This is a genomic window from Lactobacillus sp. ESL0677 (genome assembly GCF_029392875.1).
GTDB lineage: Bacteria > Bacillota > Bacilli > Lactobacillales > Lactobacillaceae > Lactobacillus.
This window is the reverse complement of the sequence record NZ_CP113946.1, coordinates 107,208-130,719: the sequence shown is the minus strand read 5'-3', so window position 1 is coordinate 130,719 and position 23,512 is coordinate 107,208. Positions and strand designations below refer to the sequence as shown.

At 36.5% G+C, this 23,512-nt stretch carries 26 protein-coding genes; 9 read left to right on the top strand and 17 right to left on the bottom strand.

Annotation, left to right across the window (positions count from 1 at the left end):
* Positions 1 to 50: 50 nt before the first annotated feature.
* Both OZX76_RS00685 and OZX76_RS00680 read right to left on the bottom strand, forming a co-directional pair.
* A complete protein-coding gene (locus tag OZX76_RS00685; RefSeq protein ID WP_277180079.1) occupies positions 51 to 1,544 on the bottom strand; it encodes a peptide MFS transporter in 1,494 nt (497 codons plus the stop codon).
* 144 nt (positions 1,545 to 1,688) lie between these two features.
* Positions 1,689 to 4,217, bottom strand: a complete 2,529-nt coding sequence (locus OZX76_RS00680) for a M1 family metallopeptidase (RefSeq protein WP_277180077.1) — start codon at positions 4,215 to 4,217, stop codon at positions 1,689 to 1,691.
* Between the two features lie 169 nt (positions 4,218 to 4,386).
* Here OZX76_RS00680 and OZX76_RS00675 point away from each other — a divergent pair, with 169 nt between their 5' ends.
* Complete coding sequence (locus tag OZX76_RS00675) at positions 4,387 to 4,743, top strand: aggregation promoting factor surface protein (RefSeq protein WP_277181453.1); 357 nt, start codon at positions 4,387 to 4,389, stop codon at positions 4,741 to 4,743.
* 149 nt (positions 4,744 to 4,892) lie between these two features.
* Here the strand turns inward: OZX76_RS00675 and OZX76_RS00670 are convergent, their stop codons facing one another.
* A complete protein-coding gene (locus OZX76_RS00670) occupies positions 4,893 to 5,162 on the bottom strand; it encodes a hypothetical protein (protein ID WP_277133115.1) in 270 nt (89 codons plus the stop codon).
* 206 nt (positions 5,163 to 5,368) lie between these two features.
* On the opposite strand from OZX76_RS00670, the gene OZX76_RS00665 reads away from it, so the two are divergent.
* From OZX76_RS00665 to OZX76_RS00655, 3 genes are all read left to right on the top strand, one after another.
* On the top strand, positions 5,369 to 5,695 hold the full coding sequence (locus OZX76_RS00665) for a helix-turn-helix domain-containing protein (protein WP_277180075.1): 327 nt from the start codon (positions 5,369 to 5,371) through the stop codon (positions 5,693 to 5,695).
* A gap of 185 nt (positions 5,696 to 5,880) precedes the next feature.
* Positions 5,881 to 6,156: a type II toxin-antitoxin system RelB/DinJ family antitoxin gene (locus OZX76_RS00660; protein ID WP_277180073.1), complete on the top strand. Its 276-nt coding sequence runs from the start codon at positions 5,881 to 5,883 to the stop codon at positions 6,154 to 6,156.
* Positions 6,122 to 6,499 carry a hypothetical protein gene (locus OZX76_RS00655; RefSeq protein ID WP_277180071.1) on the top strand — a complete coding sequence of 126 codons (378 nt, stop codon included), beginning with the start codon at positions 6,122 to 6,124 and terminating at the stop codon, positions 6,497 to 6,499. Before OZX76_RS00660 ends, OZX76_RS00655 begins: the two co-directional genes overlap by 35 nt.
* 132 nt (positions 6,500 to 6,631) lie before the next feature.
* Here OZX76_RS00655 and OZX76_RS00650 read toward each other — a convergent pair whose 3' ends face one another.
* The 5 genes from OZX76_RS00650 to OZX76_RS00630 all read right to left on the bottom strand — a co-directional run bounded on the left by OZX76_RS00650 (position 6,632) and on the right by OZX76_RS00630 (position 11,303).
* Positions 6,632 to 7,447 carry an alpha/beta hydrolase gene (locus OZX76_RS00650; RefSeq protein ID WP_277180069.1) on the bottom strand — a complete coding sequence of 272 codons (816 nt, stop codon included), beginning with the start codon at positions 7,445 to 7,447 and terminating at the stop codon, positions 6,632 to 6,634.
* Complete coding sequence (locus OZX76_RS00645) at positions 7,444 to 8,205, bottom strand: YibE/F family protein (RefSeq protein WP_277180067.1); 762 nt, start codon at positions 8,203 to 8,205, stop codon at positions 7,444 to 7,446. Before OZX76_RS00645 ends, OZX76_RS00650 begins: the two co-directional genes overlap by 4 nt.
* Complete coding sequence (locus tag OZX76_RS00640) at positions 8,202 to 9,317, bottom strand: YibE/F family protein (protein WP_277180065.1); 1,116 nt, start codon at positions 9,315 to 9,317, stop codon at positions 8,202 to 8,204. The genes OZX76_RS00645 and OZX76_RS00640 overlap by 4 nt, the downstream gene beginning before the upstream one ends.
* Before the next feature lie 112 nt (positions 9,318 to 9,429).
* Entirely contained in the window at positions 9,430 to 10,191 is a 762-nt protein-coding gene (locus OZX76_RS00635) for a transcriptional regulator (RefSeq protein WP_277180063.1), read from the bottom strand.
* A gap of 26 nt (positions 10,192 to 10,217) precedes the next feature.
* Positions 10,218 to 11,303, bottom strand: a complete 1,086-nt coding sequence (locus OZX76_RS00630; protein ID WP_277180061.1) for a D-alanine--D-alanine ligase family protein — start codon at positions 11,301 to 11,303, stop codon at positions 10,218 to 10,220.
* A gap of 275 nt (positions 11,304 to 11,578) precedes the next feature.
* Between OZX76_RS00630 and OZX76_RS09820 the strand changes: the two genes are divergently transcribed.
* Positions 11,579 to 11,776: a hypothetical protein gene (locus tag OZX76_RS09820; protein WP_348635184.1), complete on the top strand. Its 198-nt coding sequence runs from the start codon at positions 11,579 to 11,581 to the stop codon at positions 11,774 to 11,776.
* Positions 11,777 to 12,233: 457 nt separating this feature from the next.
* On the opposite strand, the gene OZX76_RS00620 is transcribed toward OZX76_RS09820, so the two are convergent.
* From OZX76_RS00620 to traF, 3 genes are all read right to left on the bottom strand, one after another.
* Entirely contained in the window at positions 12,234 to 12,809 is a 576-nt protein-coding gene (locus OZX76_RS00620; protein ID WP_277180058.1) for a hypothetical protein, read from the bottom strand.
* Between the two features lie 100 nt (positions 12,810 to 12,909).
* Entirely contained in the window at positions 12,910 to 13,221 is a 312-nt protein-coding gene (locus OZX76_RS00615) for a hypothetical protein (protein ID WP_277180056.1), read from the bottom strand.
* Between the two features lie 67 nt (positions 13,222 to 13,288).
* Entirely contained in the window at positions 13,289 to 13,783 is a 495-nt protein-coding gene (gene traF, locus OZX76_RS00610; protein WP_277180053.1) for a conjugal transfer protein TraF, read from the bottom strand.
* Positions 13,784 to 13,887: 104 nt separating this feature from the next.
* On the opposite strand from traF, the gene OZX76_RS00605 reads away from it, so the two are divergent.
* The 4 genes from OZX76_RS00605 (at position 13,888) to OZX76_RS00590 (ending at position 17,009) form a co-directional block, all read left to right on the top strand.
* A complete protein-coding gene (locus tag OZX76_RS00605; protein WP_277180051.1) occupies positions 13,888 to 14,742 on the top strand; it encodes an Rgg/GadR/MutR family transcriptional regulator in 855 nt (284 codons plus the stop codon).
* Positions 14,743 to 14,947: 205 nt separating this feature from the next.
* On the top strand, positions 14,948 to 15,484 hold the full coding sequence (locus OZX76_RS00600) for a hypothetical protein (protein ID WP_277180049.1): 537 nt from the start codon (positions 14,948 to 14,950) through the stop codon (positions 15,482 to 15,484).
* An 80-nt stretch (positions 15,485 to 15,564) separates the two neighbouring features.
* Entirely contained in the window at positions 15,565 to 15,840 is a 276-nt protein-coding gene (locus tag OZX76_RS00595) for a hypothetical protein (protein ID WP_277180047.1), read from the top strand.
* Positions 15,841 to 16,001: 161 nt separating this feature from the next.
* The gene (locus OZX76_RS00590; protein ID WP_277180045.1) at positions 16,002 to 17,009 is read left to right on the top strand and encodes a CAP domain-containing protein; all 1,008 of its coding nucleotides are present in this window, start codon (positions 16,002 to 16,004) and stop codon (positions 17,007 to 17,009) included.
* Positions 17,010 to 17,565: 556 nt separating this feature from the next.
* On the opposite strand, the gene OZX76_RS00585 is transcribed toward OZX76_RS00590, so the two are convergent.
* From OZX76_RS00585 to OZX76_RS00560, 6 genes are all read right to left on the bottom strand, one after another.
* Positions 17,566 to 18,774, bottom strand: a complete 1,209-nt coding sequence (locus OZX76_RS00585) for an IS110 family transposase (protein WP_277178722.1) — start codon at positions 18,772 to 18,774, stop codon at positions 17,566 to 17,568.
* Positions 18,775 to 19,301: 527 nt separating this feature from the next.
* Positions 19,302 to 19,796, bottom strand: a complete 495-nt coding sequence (locus OZX76_RS00580) for a GNAT family N-acetyltransferase (RefSeq protein ID WP_277180043.1) — start codon at positions 19,794 to 19,796, stop codon at positions 19,302 to 19,304.
* 22 nt (positions 19,797 to 19,818) lie between these two features.
* Positions 19,819 to 20,475: a PBECR4 domain-containing protein gene (locus OZX76_RS00575; protein WP_277180041.1), complete on the bottom strand. Its 657-nt coding sequence runs from the start codon at positions 20,473 to 20,475 to the stop codon at positions 19,819 to 19,821.
* Between the two features lie 273 nt (positions 20,476 to 20,748).
* Positions 20,749 to 21,579, bottom strand: coding sequence for a hypothetical protein (locus tag OZX76_RS00570; RefSeq protein WP_277180039.1), 831 nt, complete (start codon positions 21,577 to 21,579; stop codon positions 20,749 to 20,751).
* 11 nt (positions 21,580 to 21,590) lie between these two features.
* Positions 21,591 to 22,274 carry a TetR/AcrR family transcriptional regulator gene (locus tag OZX76_RS00565; RefSeq protein ID WP_277180037.1) on the bottom strand — a complete coding sequence of 228 codons (684 nt, stop codon included), beginning with the start codon at positions 22,272 to 22,274 and terminating at the stop codon, positions 21,591 to 21,593.
* Positions 22,275 to 22,442: 168 nt separating this feature from the next.
* Positions 22,443 to 23,423: a ribose-phosphate diphosphokinase gene (locus OZX76_RS00560; RefSeq protein ID WP_277180036.1), complete on the bottom strand. Its 981-nt coding sequence runs from the start codon at positions 23,421 to 23,423 to the stop codon at positions 22,443 to 22,445.
* Positions 23,424 to 23,512: the final 89 nt, after the last annotated feature.

Here is a 23,512-nt window from a genome sequence, read left to right as displayed (position 1 = left end):
AAAATACCCGTTAGCTATTTAAACTAACGGGTATTTACTTGCGATTAATTCTAGTGAACACCGGCCATTAAGCTGTCGATTTTCTTAACTAAAAAGAACATCAACAAGCCTAACAGGATACTTACACCACCAACAATCAAGAAATATTGAATTTCTGTACCAGCAGAAAAGTACTTAACTATTTGCGAGTTAACTGCCTGTCCTGCGGCATCAGCTAAGAACCACATACTCATCATTTGTGAGCTGTAAGCAGCTGGCGCCAACTTGGTCGTAACTGACAGACCAATTGGTGAAATCAGCATTTCCCCAATTTCAACGATAAACCATGAACCTACAAGCCAAAACGGACTAACGCGGCCGGCGGTACCATAGAGCATCCCCGGAAACGCCATTACAATATAAGATAACCCAGCAAAAATCAAGCCCCATGAAAATTTACCAGCAGCACTCGGTTGCTTCTTCCACTTACTCCAAAGCCAAACAAAGAATGGCGTCAGAATCATGATAAAGAGTGGGTTAAGTGTCTGGAAGTTAGCTGCGGCAAAATGCCAATTGCCAATATGAAGAACTGTCCTTTCTTGCGCAAACAAGGCCAAGACAACGAAGCCAGATTCTTCAATTCCCCAAAAGACTGCAGCAGCAATAAATAGCGGAATATAAGCTAACACACGTGAATGTTCAACTTTAGTTATCTTTTTACTGCGTAACATAACTACAAATAAATAAATTGGCAGTAAAATTGCCACAATTGTAATCAATAAGATGATATTGGTAATATTTAATTGACCACACGCTGCCATGATGCCTAACAGCGCAGCAATAGCAACAACAGCCAGCGCTGATTTTTGCAAAATTTTAACTAAACTAGCATGGTCAATCGGATTACTCGGTAATAAGCTATCGTTTGACAGATATTTCTTCCCGCCAAAATAATATTGCATTAAACCAAAGAACATCCCAATTGCAGCCAATGAAAAGCCGGCATGGAAGTTCATCTCATTGCCAAATAGGTGCATGCCAAAGCCATTAGCAGCCCATGGTACCAAAATTGGTGAAATCGCAGAACCTAGGTTAATCCCAAAGACAAACATGCTAAAACCGGCATCGCGGCGACGGTCACTTTCAGAATATAGTCCACCAACCATGTCAGAAACATTCGGCTTTAACAATCCTGTCCCTGCTACGATCAACGCAATTGAAACATAAAGTGCTACTAAACCCATGGGCAAGGATAACACAATATGACCAAACATAATTAAAACACCACCGATAAAGACGGTCTTGCGCGGACCCCAGACCCGGTCAGACAACCAACCGCCGACAATATTAGACAGGTAAACTAACGAGCCATAAATTGACATCACCGAAGCAGCGGTGGTTTGGTTCATGCCCAACCCGCCCTGACTTACTGCATAATACAGGTAGAACAATAAAATTGCTCGCATGCCGTAATAACTAAATCTTTCCCACATTTCCGTGAAAAACAGTGTCGATAGCCCTTTAGGTTGGCCAAAGAACGCTGTATCGATATTTTTTTCCTTCATTAATGAAAATTAAACCCCTTTAATTTAAGCTGTACCTTACAATTATACAGCTAATGTTAATAAAAATTAAATCTTATACTCACAATGAGCAAAAAAAAGAGCATTACTCCTTAAAAAAGTAATGCCCTTTAGTTTTAATCAAATCTATGCTTCTTTAATTGCCTGATTGACAGCAGCTTTTTCTGCTTCAACTAAGTCTGCCTTAGTGGCAATTACTCTAGTGTCCATGTTGATTTCACGGCCCAAGCCCGGTTGGTCAACCTTAGGCTCAAAGAAGGCTTTAAACTCTGCAAGTCGTTCTGGTGTATGGAACACTCTTGAGGTAACGGTGATGTAAGTGGTAAATTCCATGTCGCCGCCAACTGTCTTTTCAAGCCATGACCACTGATCACGCAGCCAATCCCAAGCAGCTTGCTCACCTAATGGGTTAGCCAAGATATTATAATACCACGTCCGCAAATCTTGCGGCTTGATTACATCAGCATCTTCAAAGTCAGTAACAATTTGCTTGATTTCGTCAATATTCTTGGTGCTGGTAACTGCTGAAAGCAGGTCTGCCTTGTAATAAGGATCAACTACTGTCTGGTATTCCTTAATTAAGCGAGCAACTAAGCCAGCCTCATTGTAATTCTTGACTTCATTAATCAAAACGTATGGCCGCACAGATGCTTCAATAGTCGACAGATCATCTTGGTATTTTACAAAAATTTCGTGTCCCGCGGCAATTGCGGCTGCATTATCTGCATACAAAGCAGCAGAAAGTTCAATTGGGCGCATTTGCAAGTCAGCACTACTATCGTCTGCCTTAACTTCCCAGCCCAAACGCTCAACTTGCTTAGCCGATAATTGATTGAAGAAGGACTTCAAGTTCTTTTCTTCAGCTGAATTTGGTGTAACAAACTTGCGCAACTGTCTAGCAGAGCTGAACAAAGAGTTAATGACAATATTTGACTTAGAACCTGCAAATTTTGGTAATAATGGCACAATTTCAGCGTAAGAAATTTGCTTGCCTTCTGCCAATAACCCTAGGTCTTGCAATAATTGTAATTCATCAACCGGCTTAAGACTGCTCAAGTCATTCATAATGTCGGCCATCAGAGTTCCATCGTAGTTAACGATAAAGTGTGAACTGTTGCCAACATTTAAGCGTAAAGCATGACCAGCTTCAGCGCGCAATGTCTTGTAGTCACCCAAGTCAACTTCTTGCTCCGTCATAATTTGTGGTGCCTTAAAGTTAGCATTTAGTGGAATTGCCCAAGTGCGGCCAACTTCCTTACCTTCACCAACAAAGAATTGCTTTTGGCTCAACAATAAGTGACCGTTATCAGCAACGCGGGCGCTAACAACTGGGTAACCCGGTTGATCAAGCCAAGTATGCATAATTTTACCAATATCAAGATCGGTTACTGTTGACAAGGCATTCCACAAGTCATCACCTGTGGCATTGCCAAACTTGTGGTTGTCAAAGTAGTACTTGAGGCCCTTACGCAAAGCGTCGTCACCCAATAACTTACGCACCATGACTAACATTCTTGAACCCTTGGCATACACAATTGCCCCATCAAACAATGAGTCAATATCCGCTGGGTGTTCTACATTAACGTGAACTGATTGGACACCATCGGTTGCATCCCGATTCAACGCCGATGGAACTTCACTAATTTGGTACATGTTATTCCAAACATCCCAACTAGGCTCCATTGCATCAACTGACAGGTACATCATCATGTTGGCAAAACTTTCGTTTAACCATAGATCGTCCCACCATTTCATCGTTACGAGGTCGCCGAACCATTGGTGAGCTAACTCGTGCGTGATGACACTGGCAACATAACCCTTTTGTTCAACTGTGGCATTGTCTGGGTCAAGTAAAATTGCGGCTTCACGATAAGTAACCAAGCCCCAGTTTTCCATCGCACCTGCAGAAAAGTCAGGCAAAGCCAACTGCCATGAATGGGCCAACGGATATTTAGTTTGGTAAAATTCTTCGTAAAATTCAATTGCACGTTTAGCAATATCCAAGGCAAAGTCTAATTCCTTAGCCTTGTGGGCCTTAGTAGCAAATACCCCAACCTTAACGCCATCTTTAGTTTCCGTTAATTTGGATTGCAATTCACCAAAGGCGAAGGCAACCAAGTAACTGGGCATTCTAACTGACTTTTCAAAGTAGTGCACGCCATTTTCAACTTTGATTTCTGGCATGTTGGCAATGGTTGTCTCGCCTTCATGTTCATCATACTTAATCGCTAAGCTAAATGTGGCTTTTGCTTCTGGCTCATCAACACATGGAAATGCCTGTCTTGCGGCAGTTGTTTCAAACTGGGTACCAATAATCTGCTTTTTAACACCATCAAGCATGTAATATGATGGATAAATCCCCATCATAGTATCAGTTAATGGTGCACTATAAGCAATCGCAACTGTAACAGTTCCTGTCTTACCTAAGTCAATCTTAATTGCTTCTTTATCGTCATCAACAGTAAATGGTACGTCCTTGCCGTCTTCTTTAACTGACGCAATCTTCATGTACTTTTGGTTGACTAAAATTGTATCTTCAAGTGCCTCACCAGTAATGGTTGAAGTACCAGTTATCGTCTTTTTTTCACGGTCAACATCAATGAATAAATCATAATGTTCTGGGTGAAAAGTTTCATAAAAATGTTTTACTGACATAATTGCCTCCTGAATTAATCATTATTATAAATTCTACCAAAAATGTACAAAAATAACATTAAAACTTGATTGTAAGGGCCATGTGTCATTTCTGTAACAGCAATGAAATATTGCTAGTGTACTATAGCTAATAGTAAAAAGACTAACGAATTACGGGGAATGAATAAATATAATGGAAAAGACAAAAAGTTTTATCTACAAATTAATTGCGGCTTTAGCGCTGGCATGCAGCTTTACTGCCGTTATCCAAACAACAACTGGCAATACTTCGCAAACTGTTCAAGCTGCTCGTAAGTTATCCAAAACTGAAAAGGCAGCTAAGAATTGGATTGCAATGCAAGAGTCCGGTGGTAACTACTCCGCAAGAAATGGTTCTTGTTACGGTAAGTACCAATTAAACATTAGCTACTTACACGGCAATTATTCGAAAAAGAACCAAGATAAGACTGCTGACAACTATGTTTACGGTCGCTACGGTTCATGGGTTAACGCTAAAAGATTTTGGTTAGCTCACAGCTGGTATTAAATAGAATTTTTATTAATTCCCTCAAAAAAAGCAACTTAGCAATTAACTAAGTTGCTTTTTTATAATCAAGTATTCATATTTAATTATTTTTACTAAACAAAAAGCTGCACTTCCCTACTTGGAAATGCAGCTTTTTTTGCTTAATCATTTTACGCTCTGTGCGTTCTGTGCCGTAATAAGTGAGCCTCAACTTTTCTCGTTTTAATCCAACTAGCGAAGAAGGCAAACCCAAAAATCATCATGGCGATTACCGCCATACAGATGATTAAATTAGCATTATTGGCGATTGTTTGCTCGTCTGCTAAAAAGTTGCTTGACTCATTAACTTGATTGCATAACCCAAAGAACAACATGATTAAACTGCTCACTGTCAGTAAGCCATTAATTGCTGTCAATAGTTTTATCTTTAATAACTTCAAAAAATCATGTCCTTTCTTTCGATATAAATATTTGCATTATATACCCTCTGGCAAAAATTGCAAGTCCTTAGCTTCAACAATTCCAGAAATTTGTGATTAATAAGTGATAATGTCTTAGGTATTATTAAGCGATAATGTCCCAAATATCTATGTCATAATCTTCTTTATTGGAGGTTATGGTTAAAGTGAAAAGGATTGTATTATCTATGAAAGCTGAAAGAAAATATCAAATCATTAAAGAACTACTTGATCACCACGGTAATAAGAAAAGGGCCGCACTTGCTTTAGGCATTACTGTGAGACAAGTTAACCGCCTGCTCAAAATGTATCAGGCACAAGGAAAAGCGGCCTTCATTCATGGGAACAAAGACCGCTTACCTGTTAACCATCTTACCACGGAGATTAACAAGCAAATTGTAACCCTTTATCAAACCAAATATCAAGGTGCTAACTTCAAACATTATACTGAATTATTAGCGAGCCGCGAACAGATCCAGGCTTCTTATACTAGTGTTTATCAACGCTGTCAATAATAAGGGAAAATATATTATGGCTACTTTTTACACAAATTAAAGGACACTTTTTAACTGACGAAATATTTGCCACTGACACATAGGATTCCAATCAAGCACTTAATATCATCAAATTTGATGATATTATGATACAATAATGCTGAAAAGAATTAGAAAATTTTAATAAAGTTCGCAGGTGTTAATTCATGAAAACATTAGTAAAAAAGAAAGTGCAAGTACAAGTAGATAGCAATTTAGCTAATGAAGCCAGTCAGATTTTTAGTGAGTTAGGAATGACTCCAACCACAGCAATTAATATGTTTTACAAGCGTGTTGTTGCCGAGGGTGGTTTACCTTTTGATGCCAAATTAACCCAGCATGAGAAGGCATCTCTATCATTAGCTAATGCTGTTAAATTACTTCCTGTACAGAAGGTGAGAAGTAAAGATGAGTATAACAGATGGGTCGAAGAAGACGATTAGTTTTAATCAGAATGATATTGTAAATGCCTATGTCACTTATTTTGAAAGTGATGGTGATAAACACAGACCTGCTTTAATAGTTGGAGTAGATAATGAACGTACCATAGATGTGCTTAAAATAACTTCTAAATATAAGGGAAAGTCGCCTGCAATTAAAGCGCACCGTTATCCTTTAAAGGATTGGCAAATTGAGGGCTTAGATAAAGAATCCTATGTTGATATTTTAGCTATGCAAAAAATTTATCTTCCAGACCAGTACCACATAGTTAAACGTGGTATTATCACAGATAATGACATGGAAGGATTAGCTAAATTTATCATAAACTATTCTAAATCACACTAACAAAAAGCCAAGTAAAGATATATATCAAAAATCCGCTAGAACATGAAAGTTTTAGCGGATTTCTTGTTGTTTAATGTCAAGTCTTTCCCAGACACTTTTTCTTTAAATTATTAGCAGATTGCTCTTTTAAAATTACCATTCACTTGTCAGCCACTCTTGTGCTAAGTCAAACCAATGTCCCGCGTGTGGATTTTCCTGCCATTCACGACCCTTGGTTACCATGTCGCCTCGGGCTAGTGAAAAACCGTGACCACCCCGATTGAAAAGATGAACTTCACATGGCACACTTTGAGCATGCAGTGCTGCCGCATATTCCAAGGTATTAGTGACTAGTACAACGGGATCATCCCACGCATGAAAGATAAAAGTGGCCGGCGTTTCACGTGTAACACTCAGCGCACTATCCTGAAGATATTTATCCTCTGGCACCATGCTTTCCTCATCATCAGGGACATCAAAGCCAATCTTATTAACATCAATCAGCGGATAACCCAAGATTGTTTTATTGGGAACAACGTCCTGACAAGCAAAGTTATACCTTGCTTGATACTTACTTGAAGTTGCAAAATCATTGGCAATGCTGGCAACGTGACCACCAGCAGAAAAGCCAATTGTGACTATTTTTTCTGGATCAATCTGATAGTCCGCCGCATGCTCGCGATAATATTTAATCGTCGCTAAAACATCTAGCCCAGCGTCGGGATAGATATCGCCATCATCTTGGACCAAGTTATAATCCATGACAACACTATTGAAGCCGCGATTATTGAAGGCCAGCGCAACTGGCTCACCTTCGCGTTTAGACAAATGGTCAAAACTACCACCAGGAATTACTACAGCCAGCGGTCGCTTCGCTGTGACTAAATCACCAATATCACCCAGAGTATAAGTATGAATTTTAAATTCACGGCCATTAAAGTTAGTTAACGTTTTATCTTCTATCTTCATTTTTTCACCTCACGTTTTGCCATTCCTCGTGCCAAAAAGGCAGTTGACAGCGGAACGGTTAATAAGACACCAATTAGCGAATACATAATAATTAATGCTTCATTGACAAATAATTTTTCATTTAGAACTTCACCCAACGTGTAATGCAAACGGAAGTACCACAAGAATAATGAAAGGAAGCTGCCGAACATCCCAAACAAAATGGTGTTCATTGCTGTCCCCAACACATCTCTGCCAATTTTGCCGCCGCTAGTTAATAGCTCATGTTGGCTAATATCGGGATTATGCTTTTTGATTTCTAATAGACCTGAACTCATTGCCACCGCGGCTTCCGCGACCGCACCTAATGTCGAAAAGATGGCCACCGCAACTGCAATCAGCGGGTAACTCAATCCCGGCATTTGCGAAAGACCAACTAGCACCTCTCCAGCTTCAGGTCCCAGCCCGGCAGCTTGCGCCAACCATTCAAAGCCTAAAATCAGACAACCATCAATTAGACAAACAATTAACGCTGAATAAAATGAGTTCTTAGCAACTTGATAATCATGAGTGCCTAAATAGATAATTGTTACTAATTTTAACGGAATAAATATCAAAATCAAGACAGGAATACTGATCCCCCACGAAATAAAAATCGCTAGTAAAATCAGCAGCAGTGTATTAATTAATACACTAAAGAAGCTGCGAATACCCGTTTCACCCCCAATTAGCGTCATTAAAACTGCCAACACAATAATCAGTGCCATTAATGTACTCATTTGTCAGTCCCCGCCTTCCATTTTTCATCTTTTAAAAATAGTAGGCTGCAGCCGGTCGCAAAGACGACCGTTAATACAATTCCGATTGCGGAAATGACGCTTTGCGTTACCCCTAACGATAAAGTAAAACCGAAAGCCGAATTTAGACTATTATTGTCACGCAAATAGATAATTGTCATGGGCAGTGCTTCTGACATAAAAATCAATACTAAAACATTAATCAATGGTCCCATGATTTCCTGGCCCATTGTTCGACCACTCATTATCATTTGTTTAGCTGTTAAATCCTTCTTGGTTTGAACCAACTCATACAAACTAGAGATAATGTCCGTGGCTTCATCCATCACCGCACCCAAGATGCCAAGTAAGGTTTGTGCTAAGAAAATCCCGCGCGGATCTTGCGTTGCATAGTCACCGGTTTCGTACTTAATTTCCGATTCTCCCGTCACATGCATAATTAAATAACAGAGTGCAAAGGAAACAAACACTCCAAGTAAAGTTGCCAGCCATGTTGCCAGCATTTTACGATTAAGTCCTTGAACGATTAACAGACTGAAAAAGGAAAAGACAACATCTGCTAAGCCAAACAGCAAAATAATATAGGAACCATTTAGCTTCACATCACAGATAATCACGAGGTAAAAAAGTACCCAACTCAAGGCCATAGAAACAACTAAGCCCAGTGATTCTCTCCCCGCAACGATAACCATCAAGACAACTGTTACCGTTAGTGCTAAGACTAAGACCCAATCACGTTTGGGATTCTTGATTGCAGGATCACCACTCCTAACACTGACTAAAACTCGCTGCCCTGCGCGGTATTTTTGCGTCACCATCTGTGATGGATAATAAATATTAGGTGTTGTAAACGTGCGACCGCGATATTTTCCAGATAAAATCTTGAGGTGCAAAACTTGTTTTCTAGTCTCATCGTGATTGTTGTACACGTCACGATTTTTCTGCACTAATGTATCCTTAATCGTGTGATCCGTAATCACTGCCACGTCATCTTTACTATAAATTGTAGTTGCAAAATAGGTGCAAGCTGTTAAGACTAACCCAATAATTGCTATAATTAACGCTACCCAGTAGCGCCGCTTGATTTTTTTCAACTTAATCATCCTATCTATTCGTCTACTGTAACGCAAAGTTGCCACTTACGGCGCAGATTTTAGTTAATTTTAACAAGAAAAAACGACTTTTAACTAAAAGCCGTTTTTTGTGTTACATATTAATAAATCGCTGCCACCAATGTGCTTTTTCTGGTTCTACCTGCATATCCTGCAATGTCCGATGGCTGTTAGAATCGGTGTGCTTTTGCGCATTTTCCTTAGCTTTGGACAAAATTTCTTCATGAAGCTGCTGACTAGACTTCGCCTCATCACGTTCAACTTGTGCCCGTTTTTCCGCTACTGTCAGTGGCTTCTCTTCTTGCAATATGGGCGATTTCTGCATGTTGTCATCTGGCACAATTCCAGAAATATCTGGCAGAGTACTAAAATCTTGTTCATCTTTAGCAGCTGGCTGCTTCATCTGGTCTTGCTTAGCTAACAATTCCTTATTCTGCTGTTCAATCCGATTAAGTTGCGCTTGTAAATCCTTAATCGCCGTATTCTGCTGACTAATTGTCTGCTGCAGCGCGTTTAGCAGTTTGACTGCTTGCGGCGTTGTCATCACTTCTCGTTTAGCAGAGGCAGCACCAATTTGCTCATCATCCTTATCACTAACGGCGTAAACTTGTCTAGCCGCTTCCTGCAGGGTCAAGCCATTATTTTGCGCTAATTTATGAAAATCATCCAAGTCCTGTACGTCTTGCTTACTATAAAGCCGTGCTTTCTGCTTAGTTCTGGCATAATAATCTGGCTTACCCGTAATCCGCTCGACAATCAGCGAATACTTGCGCAAAGTTGCCACACTAACATGCAACTGACGCGCCGTAGCAGCTGGCGCCGTTAGTTCTTCAAAGTTATGCTTATCACTCGTCATCTTGTGTTCTCCCTAGCACTAAGTGATTAACCAATTTTATGTAATAATGTCTTCTTATGATTGTAACGTTCAATCCCTTTATCAATCAAACGTGTAATCAGCTCGGTGTAAGGAATACCTGCTTCTTCAAATAGCTTAGGATACATACTAATGTTAGTAAAGCCCGGCAAAGCATTAATTTCAGTCAAAATTATCTTGTTGTCACTGGCGCGTAAGGTGGAGTCAACCCGAGCCATACCACTACATTCGGTTGCTTGGTAAACCTTGACGGCATTATCACGCACTTTGGCAACAATCTCCTCAGGCAAGGCAGCCGGAATTTGTAATTTTGAAGTTGAATTGTCATCATACTTGTTATCGTAACTGTAGAAAGTCCCAGCAGCGTTGATAATCTGACCAACACCAGACACAATTGGGTGATCATTACCTAAAACTGCGGTTTCAACTTCGGTACCATGAATCGTTTCCTCAATTAAGACCTTATCATCATACTTAAAGGCATCAGCTAAAGCATCATTGAACTCAGCTTCATTAGTGACATGGTGTACACCAACAGATGAACCTTGATTAGATGGCTTAACAAATAAATCGCCACCAAGTTTAGCACTAACCTTGGCATAATCACGCTTAGGATTAGCCGCATCGTCATATTCAAACCGTTTAATAGCAATCCAATCAGCCACTGGTACACCAGCACGTTGTGCTAAAATCTTGGTAAATTCCTTATCCATTGTGACTGCAGCAGCCAAAACATCATCACCAACAAACGGCTTATCCAAAATCCGAAACAAGCCTTGCAAACTGCCATCTTCGCCCAAATTACCATGGACAATTGGGAAGAAAACATCAATTTCCGGTAAGTTAGCTAATTCACTCAAGTTAGACAGATTAGCTACCTTGTGTGGATTGGCTACCGTATATTTAGGGTCATCAAGAACCTTAAACGAGTCCTCCTCGCTTGCAATAAATCCATCATTAGTAATCCAAATTGGATGTACTTCAAACTTTTCCTTATCAATTGCCTTGTAAATGTTATGGCCTGATACGATTGAAACTTCATACTCCGATGAATTACCGCCAAAAATTAAACCAACTTGTGTTTTCTTAGTCATTATTTTTACCTCTTAATTATCGTTATCAACTGTTAATTATACGGCATTAACTAGTAGAAATAACTTAAATTAGAGTAATTTTAGAAATATTTTTATGGATTAAAAAAGGCAAACTAGTTTTTCCTAATTTACCTGCTATTTCAATATCTAACCTGTCTGCAATATTTTGTCATTAAATTATATATTGATAATAAACAATTATATTTGTATAATTACTTCAAAGATGAATAAAGCTAAAGGGCGGTGGCTGTTTAATTCCAAGGAGATGATTACTTATGGAGACATGGAGCAAATTATTGAAAGGTATAACAGCTAGTGAGTGTTTACGAAGCATTAATGCTGATGTTAACGTTCGGTATGTTTATTCTGGCATTGCTGTCGTATATCGACAACAACCACAAAAAATAAGTGTACTAAAAAAGCCGTCCTATACTTTTGGCGAGTTATTCGACGACTTCTTTAGTCAAACATAATTATGCCGCCGCCTTTTAAGCGGAAACATCTTTTAAGAACCAAGCTAGAACTTGGTTCTTTTTCTTTATACAGATATTTTAGCATATTCATACTTGAAAATAAAATGTTAAATATGCTAAAAAGCCGTCCGATACTTTTGGCGAAGTTGCGACGACTCTTTTAGTCTAATATAACTGTGCCACCGTCTTTTAAGCGGTACACAATTATTATAACAGATAAAATTCCAAATTAAATTAAAAAATCAGTTTAACGTGATTAAGTTAATACGCAATAATTGATATAATGATATTATTCAATCTAATTACTTTTACAAAGGAGAAAACAAAGATGAATATTTATCAAATCCTAACGTTTGTCCTACTTATCGCAAACTTAATTTTAGAAATTTTGAACTATCGCGACAGCCGTAAAAAATAACTTGTTCTAAAGACAACGAAAATAATTATTCGTTGTCTTTTATTTTCGCAATTTGCAATAATTTTCATACAAAAAATTATCTTTACTAATAATATCTATCGTAGTTATCCTTGAAATTTCTAGCGCCTGATTGCTAACATTACTATCTGGATCCCAATCTCGATAATAGCTAGCTTGATCAAGTATCACATAATCCTCACTAACAGCAATTACTTTGCCGGTATTTGATAAATCGTGCCCCGCAATATTCAAGCTAACGACGTTGCCATTGTTACAATGATAATTAAGCAAGTCATTGATATTGTCTTGTGGTACTTTTGCATATTTTGTTTGCAAGTTAAAGGGATCAAACAAGCCCCGTTGCTTTTGCAAAGCAATATATGAATTAAAAATATCAATATATTTTGACTTCGTGATTACATCTTCGATGTCAGATTTTTGATATAAAACATAGGCGTCAAGTGCACCATATTCATCAATGGCTTCAAACACACAGTAATCAACAGTCTCAGATACTAAATATCCCAACAAAAAGTCTTCTGCATTTCTACTTTTTGAATAAACTTGTAACAAAACATTTTTATTCTGATATTTGTCGAAAAGAACCTGTTTCATTTTTGCCTCTTTAAATCATATTTATTATCAAAATAATTCTACAAAAAATTGATATACCTGCTACCTTATAGCAAATATATCAATCTAACTATAATAACTATCAGTCTTGTATCATATTGCCTGAAGCCCAAATAACATAAACGAATAAAATAACGCAAATTACTATAGACAATAGGTTTCCTAGCAATAAACTGACAAGAAAAGTAACATGATGGCGTTGAAAAAAGGTTGTAAACAAATCCTCTTCAGTTAGTAAACACATAAATAAACAGCCAATATCTAAATTCAAGTGCTTAAAAAGTGGTAGGATCAAAACTATTAGTAACTCGCCTAGTGCTATAAATTTATCTACTTTATAAGCATGGTCTGTCAGCATCTGGTCTCCAATCGTGGATTTGTCCTTTGTTTTCATTATTGATAACTCCAACCTTTATAATTCCAAATTTGTTCTGATTATTAAACTTTACATATACAGAATTTTAATTAGAATACTTTTTAGTTAAAAAATGGTTAACGTCAGTACGCGTACGATCCATAATTACAAATTTTTTATTATTTTTAATTTTCATTAGTGTAGGCACACCTGTTACTTTAAACTTTTTTCGTGCCTTTTTTAAAGCGGAATTGCTGTCAGTCTTTGTTGTATCAATATAATAAATTTTAATATGCCGTTGATGACCGATTTTTGCCAGTTTAGGTACAAAAGCTCGACAGAATGGACAACTTTTCTTACCCCAGAAAACAGTAATTTTCTTTTTACCAACTAGTTTATTTAATTTTTGAACAGAGATTTTCTTAAAATGCTTAATTGCATTGGTATAAATTTGCTCTTGGTATTTCAGCAGATTGCTATTATTAGTTTGTAAGGTCGGATTATCATTAGTCGCACTTGCAGATACATTATTCATCGGCAAGACAAACAATGATAATGTAAGTTGAATTGCGGCAATAAGTTTAATTAATTTATGCTTCATATCTAGTTTCTCCTTTAATATTCCTCTTGCATAACAGCATAAAGTAATCTCATAATAAAAGATGATAAATGACATATATGCTAGTTTGAGTAGAGGAAAACACAATGAAAATAGGAGAGTTGTTAAAAGAATATCGTATTAGCCAATCAAAGACTAAAAAAGAATGGGCAGGTAATATAATTAGCCCATCATTTTATGCTCGCGTAGAAAAAGGTGCAAACAAAATCTCTGCAGATACTTTATTAAGCTTACTTCAATATAATGATGTCTCAATAGTTGAATTTTTCAGCAGATTAAAACGAAATTATCGATTATTGGATAAAAAGGATCGAGAAATAAATAGATTAATTGATCAGGCGTATTATGATGGATCGAAAATTGATTTACAAAAAATTAATTATTTAATTGAAAAAAGTGATTTACCAAAAACTGATAAAGAAAATAAGTTAATGTTAGTGGCAGCTTATGAAGCATTATTAACTAATGACTTAACTAGTCTAAGTGAAAAGACTAAAAGAGTGATCAAAGAAAGAATTATTAATATTGATAAATTTAGTGTTGATGACATGAATTTATATTTAAATTTTATGGCATTCTATAATTTTTCTGCTAATTGCATGATTTCGAGAGGCATAATTAAACATTTTAATATTGAAGATAATATTAAAGTGCAAAAAAACGTTCTAAGCATAAGTATCAACATGATTATATTGTGCATAGATAATAAGCAGTATGAAAAAGCTGATTTTTATATTATAGCAATGGAAAAGATTAAAACATTACCAGAAATATATTTTTTTAAAATGATCTTAGCCTTTTTAGTCAATTTAATTAAATATTATAAAAGCCAAAAACAGCAATACTTTGATAAATGTAAAAATATAGTTGATAATGTGGCAATTACTGGTATGAAAAAATATAGCGAAGAACTTGAAAAATACTTAGAAAGAAACGAATAACATAAGATTTGAATAATTAAATAAAAAAGTGACTTATACGTCACTTTTTTTATTATGTAATCGTTTACTTGGTAAAATATTTATAAATCGAAAAAGGAGGTAATAATAATGTTTGAATTATTACGTACAATTTTTATAGTACTTACTAATAATAAATAGTTTGTTATTTACTGATTATTTCTATATCGAAGGAAAGGACATTATCATGAAAAAATTAGTAACATTAGTATCATCAGCTGCAATGGCAGTATCTATGTTTGCAGTACCAGTTAGTCAAGTATCAGCAGCAACTACAACTCAACAACCTGTTAAGGTTACACAAACAAGTAACCAACCTTCAAAAGCTGAGGTTAATAAAGTTGCAGCAGCAATGCAGGGTTCACTTATCGTTGTTAAGGATGCCAAAGGATTACCACAAGTAAAAATTGTAGATACAGATTATTTAGCTACTTCATTAAAAGAAGCAAAAACCGGTTTGAGTATTAACGAAGTAAAGAATGTTGTAAATAAAATAAATAACTTTATTAAAGCTCATCCATCCGAGTTTAAAAACATTGACGATAATCCTTTGTTAAGAAAGAAGCATAAGGGAACCTGTGCAAAAGCTTTACAATTTATTGGGTATGTTCATTCCGGAATGTACGCAGCAGCAGCAGCTTTGCTAGGTGTTTCTGGACCAGCAGCTGTTATTGTTCCACTCGTAATAGGACTGTTATACCAAGCAGGTTCTCTGTTATGCTAATAAGAACTTACTCTTAGACAAAAAGCTGAGATTTTCAACAATCGCAGCTTTTTGCAATCTTAATAAACAAGAGGTGCATTATGAAAAAAATAATTTCAAATTATCAAATAACCATGACCTTTGCTTTAATTGCATTAGTTACAAGCCTAAACCCAATTTTTTTGACCTCTAATAAAACTAAGCTAGTAGGAAGTTTCTTCTTTATCTTTGTAATGCTGATTTCATTTTTACATGAATATTTGGCTAATCATACAACGGTAAAATTCTCTCAAAACAAATTAAAAGCAATTGTAGCTTTAGCAAACACTATAATCGGAGCTGCAATGTATTTGTTGATTTGTTTCTACATTATCTAGATGACTTTTTAAACAGTTATCCAAATAAAATTTAAGATACAGTACAATATCAAACATATTTAATTGTTCACAATATTTGAAGACGATCCTGAAAGGATCGTTTTTTTATTATTTTACTTTTAATTAATTAAAAATTATAAAATATGGGCTATAATAATTGCATGATTAAAAAAATAAATTTAAAAACATTCCACAAATCATTAATTATATTTGCTACTGTGCTACTAATCCTTTCTACTAGCAGCATGACAATTGCAGCAGCCGCTTTTACTCCCAGCGAAACTGCCAAAGTTGCGCAATTTCAAAAGCAGTATGCCGCGCTAGATAAGATGCCGTTTAGTCTAAATAATCTGTATGCAACTAAGCCCTCTTTTACTCGCCAATTTAAAGAAGGCGTGCTGGTGCCTAACTACTTGAGCACTCAGCTTAATTATATTAATTATTATCGCAGTCTTTTTAACTTACAACCTGTCATTGAAAATCCTACTGATAATCTTAAATCGCAAAAGACAGCCGCTGTCTTAGCCACATTAAATGCTAATCCGCTGGTTAACCAACATGGCTTGCTTTACGAAAAACGCCCAAAGGATATTACGCGAGCTACTTGGAAAATTGCTAAGTCCACTTCAAGAACTGCCAACCTTAACTTTAATGCGACTAACCAATCGGCTGGTGACGTCATCACTGACCTATTAACCGACCGCTACAATCTATCCGGCTTAGATACTGGGCACCGAGCATGGCTGCTATCAACGCGCCTGTCTTCTGTGGGTACTGGTGCAGCCTATGGCACCAATGGTTATCGTTATTCTGTTCAAAAGATTCTCAATGCTAGTGATATATTTCGTTCAGCCAGTCAAGAGCTAGTAACTTATCCTAGCAAGGGACTTTTTCCCTTAGAACTAGTCAACGAGCCACAAATTGCGTGGTCACTCTATTTTTCTGATCAAACAATTACAACCACACCAGACATTACGATTACCGACAACACTACTACCCAAACTTATCAGGCAACTAACGTAACCAATTATCAAGATGCTGGTTACGGCAATTTTCAAACAATTATCAGCTATTTGCCAGGGGCAACGCCATTAATTGCAGGACATGAATATGAGGTTAAAGTTCAGGGCATTTGCCAGTATAAGTTCAAATTGTTTAAACAAGAATAATATCTTACCTCGCCAGCCTGTTAAAATATTGGTATAATTAAAAAGAAGTTCTATTAGCATAGAACTTCTTTAAACAGCACCGCTTTTAAAAGCGGTGGCTAAGTGTAGTTTTTTAGACTATCCCATAACCGGTTAAGTTATAGTTGGGACGATCTTTTTATTACAATCATTTATCATGATGGTTGCTGTTGATGTAAGATAGCAGTATCCTACCAAAACACTTTTGTAATAATTGCATATTATTATGCTACCTGTTACAATACAAGTGTAATTAAAAAAGAAGCCCTACTCTAATAGGACTTCTTTGAACAAGCAACTCCGCTTTTAAGAGCGGTGGCTAGTTATAGTTTTTTAGACTATCCCATAACCCTTGAAGTTATAAGTGGGACGGTCTTTTTCCTACGATTAGTCAAGTAATAAATAAAAAAATATGATAGTTGCTCGCAACTATCATATTTTTAATTCTCACTTCTGTATGCCAAAAACCACCTTAACTTAACATTTTTTTGATTAAGGTGGTATGGTAATTATAGTTAGTTTAAATAGTCTTGTAGTGTTACTTTGATAAAGTTGGATAATATGTATACTGCTGTCTATTCTTTACTAAACTAAAGATAGTTCGAATTAGACGAGCTATTGAAGCAATGGCAATCTTCTTGGTCATTTTGACTGGGTAAGATTGCTTTTTTCGTTGGTAATAGTCTGCTATATGATTTTTACCAGAATCATGTGTCGCTGCAGATACCATATTAATCACTGCCTGATAGAGTATCTTTCTGGCCACAGCGTTTCCACGCTTACTAATGTGACGTGCTGCTTTATATTCTCCTGATTCATACTGCTTTAGATCAATGCCAATATAAGCATTGATCTGATTAGGGCGCTTAAATCGTTTGATATCACCTAATTCGGCAATAATTTCATTGGCTGTAGTAGCCGCTACTCCTGGTAAACTAAGTAGTTCTTCATATTCTGGCAATTCTTTAGACAAGGCGCTCATTTCTTTGATGACTACAGCTTTTTCTTGCTCAAGCTGCATTAATTGATTTACAAAATAAGTTACTTGCATTACAACACCGGATTGTTCATCTACACTAGGATAACTTTCATTGGCTAACTTAGATAGCTTTTCAGCGATTTTAAGTGCCCGCTTATCAGAAATACATTTGTCAGTGGCATGCATCACTATTTCTTTTAACTCCGCAATTGAATACTCAAATACTATGGTGCTTATTGGAAATTTCTTAACCAGATTCCAATAAAGTTTACTATCGGTTTTACTAAGCAGAGTTTCAATTTCAGGAAATGTTAGCTGTAAAGCACTATGAAGCCGATCTTTAGTACGAACAACATCATTATTGAGTTCTTGATAAAAATGATTGTAATCCTTTAAATCTTGGTAAACAGGCTTTGCTTGATAGGTGTTTTTCCTTTTAAACTGAAACTGTGATAAAGCTAGATTTCTAGCATCAATAATGTCGGTCTTACGGTGTCTAAAATTATCCATTTGTTTCTTAGCATCTAACGGATTAAGACGAATATAGCCATAATCATAGTCTTGAAGAAACATTTCTAAACGCCGAGAATAAGTTCCAGTCGCCTCAAAGACAACTTCTGGTTGCTCAAACTGTTTAAGATCAACTAATAGCTCTTTAAATCCCAAACGATTGTTAGTCGTCTTATATTCCTTAACGATAGAATTATCAATGCCAATAGCGACGTTAAAGGTTTTACTGCTAATATCAATTCCAAAAACAATTTCCATTTGATACCATCCTTTACATAAAATTGTGTTAAGTGCTTTATTAATCTACTTTCCTAGTACACGACAATTAATGTCCTTAACATTCTTTGAACAGATCTAATAAAGTATCATGAAGCTGCCAGTTTTTGTACGACGACTAAGCGCCAAAAAAACCTCCGACTTATCAGCTTCATGCCCACTTTTATTATAAATAAAAAGTGGTGAAGACAAGATTGATCAGATCTTATCTCCACCACTAAGCTTAGAATGTTTTATTGCAATCATTTATCATGATGGTTACTGCTGATATAAGACAACAGTGCCAACAACACTAAATTTGACTGCAAAATCAAAGAAATCACATCGAACGTGCTCATTAACTGCTAACCCTTTCAATAATTTGTTCCATGTTTCCATAGACAATCATCTCCTCGGAATTAAACAGCCACCGCCCTTTAAAACTTTTATTACATTGTTCAACAATGATTATAGCAAAAATAATAGCTACTTGTTATCGTTAAATTAATTTTAACAGTAATAATTTAATATTAATTGAATTTTTTGCCCAAAATATCTAAATCAATTAGTCGACCAGCCATATCTGCAACCTTAGGCAAGTGACCATAAACTTGATAACCAGCAGCCTTAAATAATGCTTGACTTGCCTTATTAGCACCAAACACATAAGCCAAGATAGTATTAATACCCAAGAGCTTAGTTTGCTTAGCTGCATATGCAAGTGCCTTGGTACCTAAGCCTTGATGTTGAAACTTAGCATCAAGGTATATACTAATTTCAACTGTTGCATGATAAGCTGCTCGACCATAAAAGGACTCTAAACTCAGCCACCCTGCAAGCTGGCCATCGACCTTAATCATCCACAAGGGCCGATATTCATTATGCTCATTAAACCATTCTTGCCGCTGACTGACATCAACAGGTTCTAAATCCGCCGTTACACTTTTACTAGCTATATTTTGATTATAAATTGCAACTATTGCGAATAAATCTGTTTGCCTCGCTAACGTAAACTCAACTGCCATTATTCCTCCTAATCTATACTTCTTAATTAGTATGCAACCGCTTATCAATATAATCATTTATTTTTTGAGAACAATTCTTTTGTTTACATAGGCAGCTCTTTAGATGCGTAATCTTGTTCTCTTCTATTATTGCAACTACATCAAAAGTGGTCAGAGTATGAGTATCACTTACTGATAAATTCAATAAAGAAAGCGGAAAATGATCACCATTAGCATCAGTATCAATAGCTATTCCTACAATATCAGCCTTAGTTCTTACCAAATTATCATAATGAATTTTTACCAGCTTATTACCAATAGATATTTTGGTTTCTAAACTATCCAATAGCCCAACTTTATCAATAACTTGTAGCTTTTGAAAAGTTGTTCCATCTTCTTTAACATACAAATTCTCTAGTTTGAGATGGTTCGATCTCAAATCCTTAATAAAACCTTTAGCTCCATGATAATATTTTACTCCACACAGATGCATAAAGTGACTATTCTTAAAAGTGACCACTAAAGAACGTATTTCCCTATTATTTACTACATAAATATATTCTTTTGTTTTACCAATAAACTGGCTTTTTATTTGTAGATACGCTTGTCGAATTTTAGGCAGATATTTCTTAAAGGATTTTAATTCCGAAGGCGTTATTCTATGATATTTATAATCATCATCAAGTCGTTTTTGGTTCATTATTTCTCCAAAATTTCTCCTCAAAAAAAGTCGGTAACTTTTACGCTACCGACTTTAAACAAGTTTTTCTGTTGCCAGCCAACTATCTGGGACATGCCCAGCTTTATATATCTGGTTTTTCTGTTGCCAGCCAACTATCTGGGATATGCCCAGCTTTATATATCTGGTTTTCTGTTGCTTGATCAACTAAAAGAGTTTTCCTCTTCACCATCATGTTAACACAAAATATTTAAATCTCCAAATAACAATACTAACTTTTTGTTAAAATAATTATTAATTATTCGGTGAAGTAATCTCCCAAGGGATAGTACTTAAAATATAAACAATGACGCCAGCAATTACAAAGTCTAAAAAGATACTACTACTTATCTCAAACAAATAACCTAAAACCGCAAAGTTTGCCACATTGAATACTACTGGAACTAGAGCAAGCAATCCAGCAAGCAAAATCAGCCAAAAGCCAGCCCACATCCCCGCAGCAGTAACATCATGAATGAGCATCTTAGTAGGCATCATCGTCATCATTTCTCCAATTAACGACTTCAGACTAATAAGAGTTACCACAATGATAATAATATTTACAATGAGTAGCAGCAGTGTAATATTAGCACCAACTTTAATCGTATTTAAGCTAAAAGCATCGACAACCTCGTATGGTGCATTATCTCCTTGCTTCTTTAATTTTTCCTGTACCAATTGCGCATCACTAGATGAGCCCTGATCGATATTTAAATTAATATCATGCAGAATTTGCTCGGCTAACTTGAGATTATCAAACTTAAACAAGTGAATGCCAAGTGTGTAATCAATAATGTGATCAGCAATCGGTTGGGTTTGCTTGCTGGTTAACAAATTCGAGCTGCCATCTTGATTAGCGCCAATTATTTCTGCCAGCGTATCAAAATGACGATTAACTTGCCTAACCACAACGGCATCATTATTGCTAGTTCTAATTTGCCCCTTCATAAACAAAGGATTTAAAAAAGTCCCAGTAACCATTATCAGCGTCACAGTTAGAAAGATAATAAAGGACAGCACCTTCTTATACTGGGTGTTCTGCTCTTGATTTACTCTGCGCAAACCAGTTCGCGCGCCATTTGTCATATTATTCCCTTCTAACACACAATTTCTTTGCCTTCAGCAAACATGGTATCAATTGCATGATGAACCTTTTTAATATCAATTGACGCAATAATCTTATGACCATCACTAAGTGCCTTTTTGATTTGCTTAGTCGAGCAATGTAAGAAAGTGTACATCAATGCACTAGTTGCATAATCCGCCATCTGCTCAGCCGACAGACCATGTAAATCACGGTCGCGATATAGTCGGCCAACACCGGTAACAACAAAGGCAATACCTGTTTGGACATCATCAAAATTGTATTTGTCTTCAGCAAACAGTCGGTTCTGTGTAATCCAGCCTGTCAACATTCTGCTCCAATTGTCCAGCGTTTCATTACTGGCAAAAGCTTCGGAAATGATCCGGTCAAGGCCGCGATCAGAAATTCCCAATTTTGCAATTGTATAAATGAAAGCATCAGTCCGAGCACAAATGTCACTGTCTTTAGTTTCATTAAACTTTTCAACTTGTCTGTCCAAGGTGTTGAGCAAATTGCGAACGACATCATCGGTCAGTTTAGCCTTATGTGAATAATACGATTGCAGCAGTGATTTAGAAATTCCAGATCTCTCCGCAATCATTTGAAAAGAAACATTGTCCATTCCATTTTCTCTGATTAAGTGAAATGTGTTACTTAAAATGATTCTTCTTCTTTTATAATTCTTTCGTCTTGCCATAATTTTCTCTCTCCGTTTTCCTATACATCTTGTTTTATTATAACAATGATGTGGAATAAATAAACAAAAAGGTATTGAACTTAACTAAAAGTCACATATTAAAGCTATACTCATCCTTTGCCAGAGTAGAATTTTAGCATATCAAAACACAGGACTGTTATTTACTAATTACTTCAAATCACTTTCACTAATTAGGTGCATTGAACGGTCATTATAAACACAATTTATTCCTCGCGCTAAAAGCAAATCAACCGAAATTCGCACCATTCTGTCTGGATAATGCTTGTGTCTAATCGTATCAGTAACAACAATTTGCTCAATAGGTAACTCATTCAACACTTCTGTTGCATCTTGAGATAATAACGCATGAGTAGCCGCAACATAAACCTTTTTAGCACCTGCAGCCATTACTGATTTAGTTGAAGAAGAAATCCGTGAACCGGTATCAATCAAGTCATCAACGACAATACACTTTTTGTCTTTAACATCGCCAATCATGTCATGAACATCTGCATCATAACGAGCACGGCGCTGGTCAACGATTGCAATTGGTGCATTAAAGATTTGGCCAAAGTTCCGAGCCAGCTTAGCACCAGAATGATCAGGCGATACGATTACCAAGTCGTCATCATCCTTAGTTGCAATCCCATTGTCCAAGAAGTATTGGCCTAACAGCGGCAGTGCGTGTAAATGGTCAACTGGCACATTATAAAAGCCCTGAATTTGTGAAGCATGAAGGTCAAGTGCGATTAAGTGATCCATCCCTGTTAATTGCAACAAGTTAGCAACTAATTTAGCAGTAATTGGTTCCCGTGACCGCGTTTTAGTGTCTGAACGTGAGTATGCTAAGTATGGCACCACAACGTTAACCCGGTGAGCTGAAGCCCGGTGCAAAGCGTCTAGCGTAATTTCCAGCTCCATAAAGTTTTCGTTAACTGGGTCTTGAATTGACTGGATAACAAAGACATCACAGCCCCTGACACTTTCGCCAATATTTACTTGAATTTCGCCATCACTAAAGTGTTGGACTGCTGTTTCAATCAACGGTTTTTTCAAAATTGCCGCGATTTTTTCGTTTAAAGCTGGATTTCCGCCTAATCCAATCAGCTTCATTGGATGCATTAATTCCAAGATTTCTTCCTTGTTCATAACTACCTCTTCATCAAAAAATACTATCTTTTCATCTATTATAACCAAAAAACACTCTTCCTGACTAGGAAAGGGGTAATTTCTAACAA

Bases quoted from the DNA above. Each gene is read 5' to 3' on its own strand.
- OZX76_RS00685 (WP_277180079.1), bottom strand. From the start codon at position 1,544: ATGAAGGAAAAAAATATCGATACAGCGTTCTTTGGCCAACCTAAAGGG.
- OZX76_RS00680 (WP_277180077.1), bottom strand. From the start codon at position 4,217: ATGTCAGTAAAACATTTTTATGAAACTTTTCACCCAGAACATTATGAT.
- OZX76_RS00665 (WP_277180075.1), top strand. From the start codon at position 5,369: ATGAAAGCTGAAAGAAAATATCAAATCATTAAAGAACTACTTGATCAC.
- OZX76_RS00660 (WP_277180073.1), top strand. From the start codon at position 5,881: ATGAAAACATTAGTAAAAAAGAAAGTGCAAGTACAAGTAGATAGCAAT.
- OZX76_RS00655 (WP_277180071.1), top strand. From the start codon at position 6,122: ATGAGTATAACAGATGGGTCGAAGAAGACGATTAGTTTTAATCAGAAT.
- OZX76_RS00650 (WP_277180069.1), bottom strand. From the start codon at position 7,447: ATGAAGATAGAAGATAAAACGTTAACTAACTTTAATGGCCGTGAATTT.
- OZX76_RS00645 (WP_277180067.1), bottom strand. From the start codon at position 8,205: ATGAGTACATTAATGGCACTGATTATTGTGTTGGCAGTTTTAATGACG.
- OZX76_RS00635 (WP_277180063.1), bottom strand. From the start codon at position 10,191: ATGACGAGTGATAAGCATAACTTTGAAGAACTAACGGCGCCAGCTGCT.
- OZX76_RS00630 (WP_277180061.1), bottom strand. From the start codon at position 11,303: ATGACTAAGAAAACACAAGTTGGTTTAATTTTTGGCGGTAATTCATCG.
- OZX76_RS09820 (WP_348635184.1), top strand. From the start codon at position 11,579: ATGGAGACATGGAGCAAATTATTGAAAGGTATAACAGCTAGTGAGTGT.
- OZX76_RS00620 (WP_277180058.1), bottom strand. From the start codon at position 12,809: ATGAAACAGGTTCTTTTCGACAAATATCAGAATAAAAATGTTTTGTTA.
- OZX76_RS00615 (WP_277180056.1), bottom strand. From the start codon at position 13,221: ATGAAAACAAAGGACAAATCCACGATTGGAGACCAGATGCTGACAGAC.
- traF (WP_277180053.1), bottom strand. From the start codon at position 13,783: ATGAAGCATAAATTAATTAAACTTATTGCCGCAATTCAACTTACATTA.
- OZX76_RS00605 (WP_277180051.1), top strand. From the start codon at position 13,888: ATGAAAATAGGAGAGTTGTTAAAAGAATATCGTATTAGCCAATCAAAG.
- OZX76_RS00600 (WP_277180049.1), top strand. From the start codon at position 14,948: ATGAAAAAATTAGTAACATTAGTATCATCAGCTGCAATGGCAGTATCT.
- OZX76_RS00595 (WP_277180047.1), top strand. From the start codon at position 15,565: ATGAAAAAAATAATTTCAAATTATCAAATAACCATGACCTTTGCTTTA.
- OZX76_RS00590 (WP_277180045.1), top strand. From the start codon at position 16,002: ATGATTAAAAAAATAAATTTAAAAACATTCCACAAATCATTAATTATA.
- OZX76_RS00585 (WP_277178722.1), bottom strand. From the start codon at position 18,774: ATGGAAATTGTTTTTGGAATTGATATTAGCAGTAAAACCTTTAACGTC.
- OZX76_RS00580 (WP_277180043.1), bottom strand. From the start codon at position 19,796: ATGGCAGTTGAGTTTACGTTAGCGAGGCAAACAGATTTATTCGCAATA.
- OZX76_RS00575 (WP_277180041.1), bottom strand. From the start codon at position 20,475: ATGAACCAAAAACGACTTGATGATGATTATAAATATCATAGAATAACG.
- OZX76_RS00570 (WP_277180039.1), bottom strand. From the start codon at position 21,579: ATGACAAATGGCGCGCGAACTGGTTTGCGCAGAGTAAATCAAGAGCAG.
- OZX76_RS00565 (WP_277180037.1), bottom strand. From the start codon at position 22,274: ATGGCAAGACGAAAGAATTATAAAAGAAGAAGAATCATTTTAAGTAAC.
- OZX76_RS00560 (WP_277180036.1), bottom strand. From the start codon at position 23,423: ATGAACAAGGAAGAAATCTTGGAATTAATGCATCCAATGAAGCTGATT.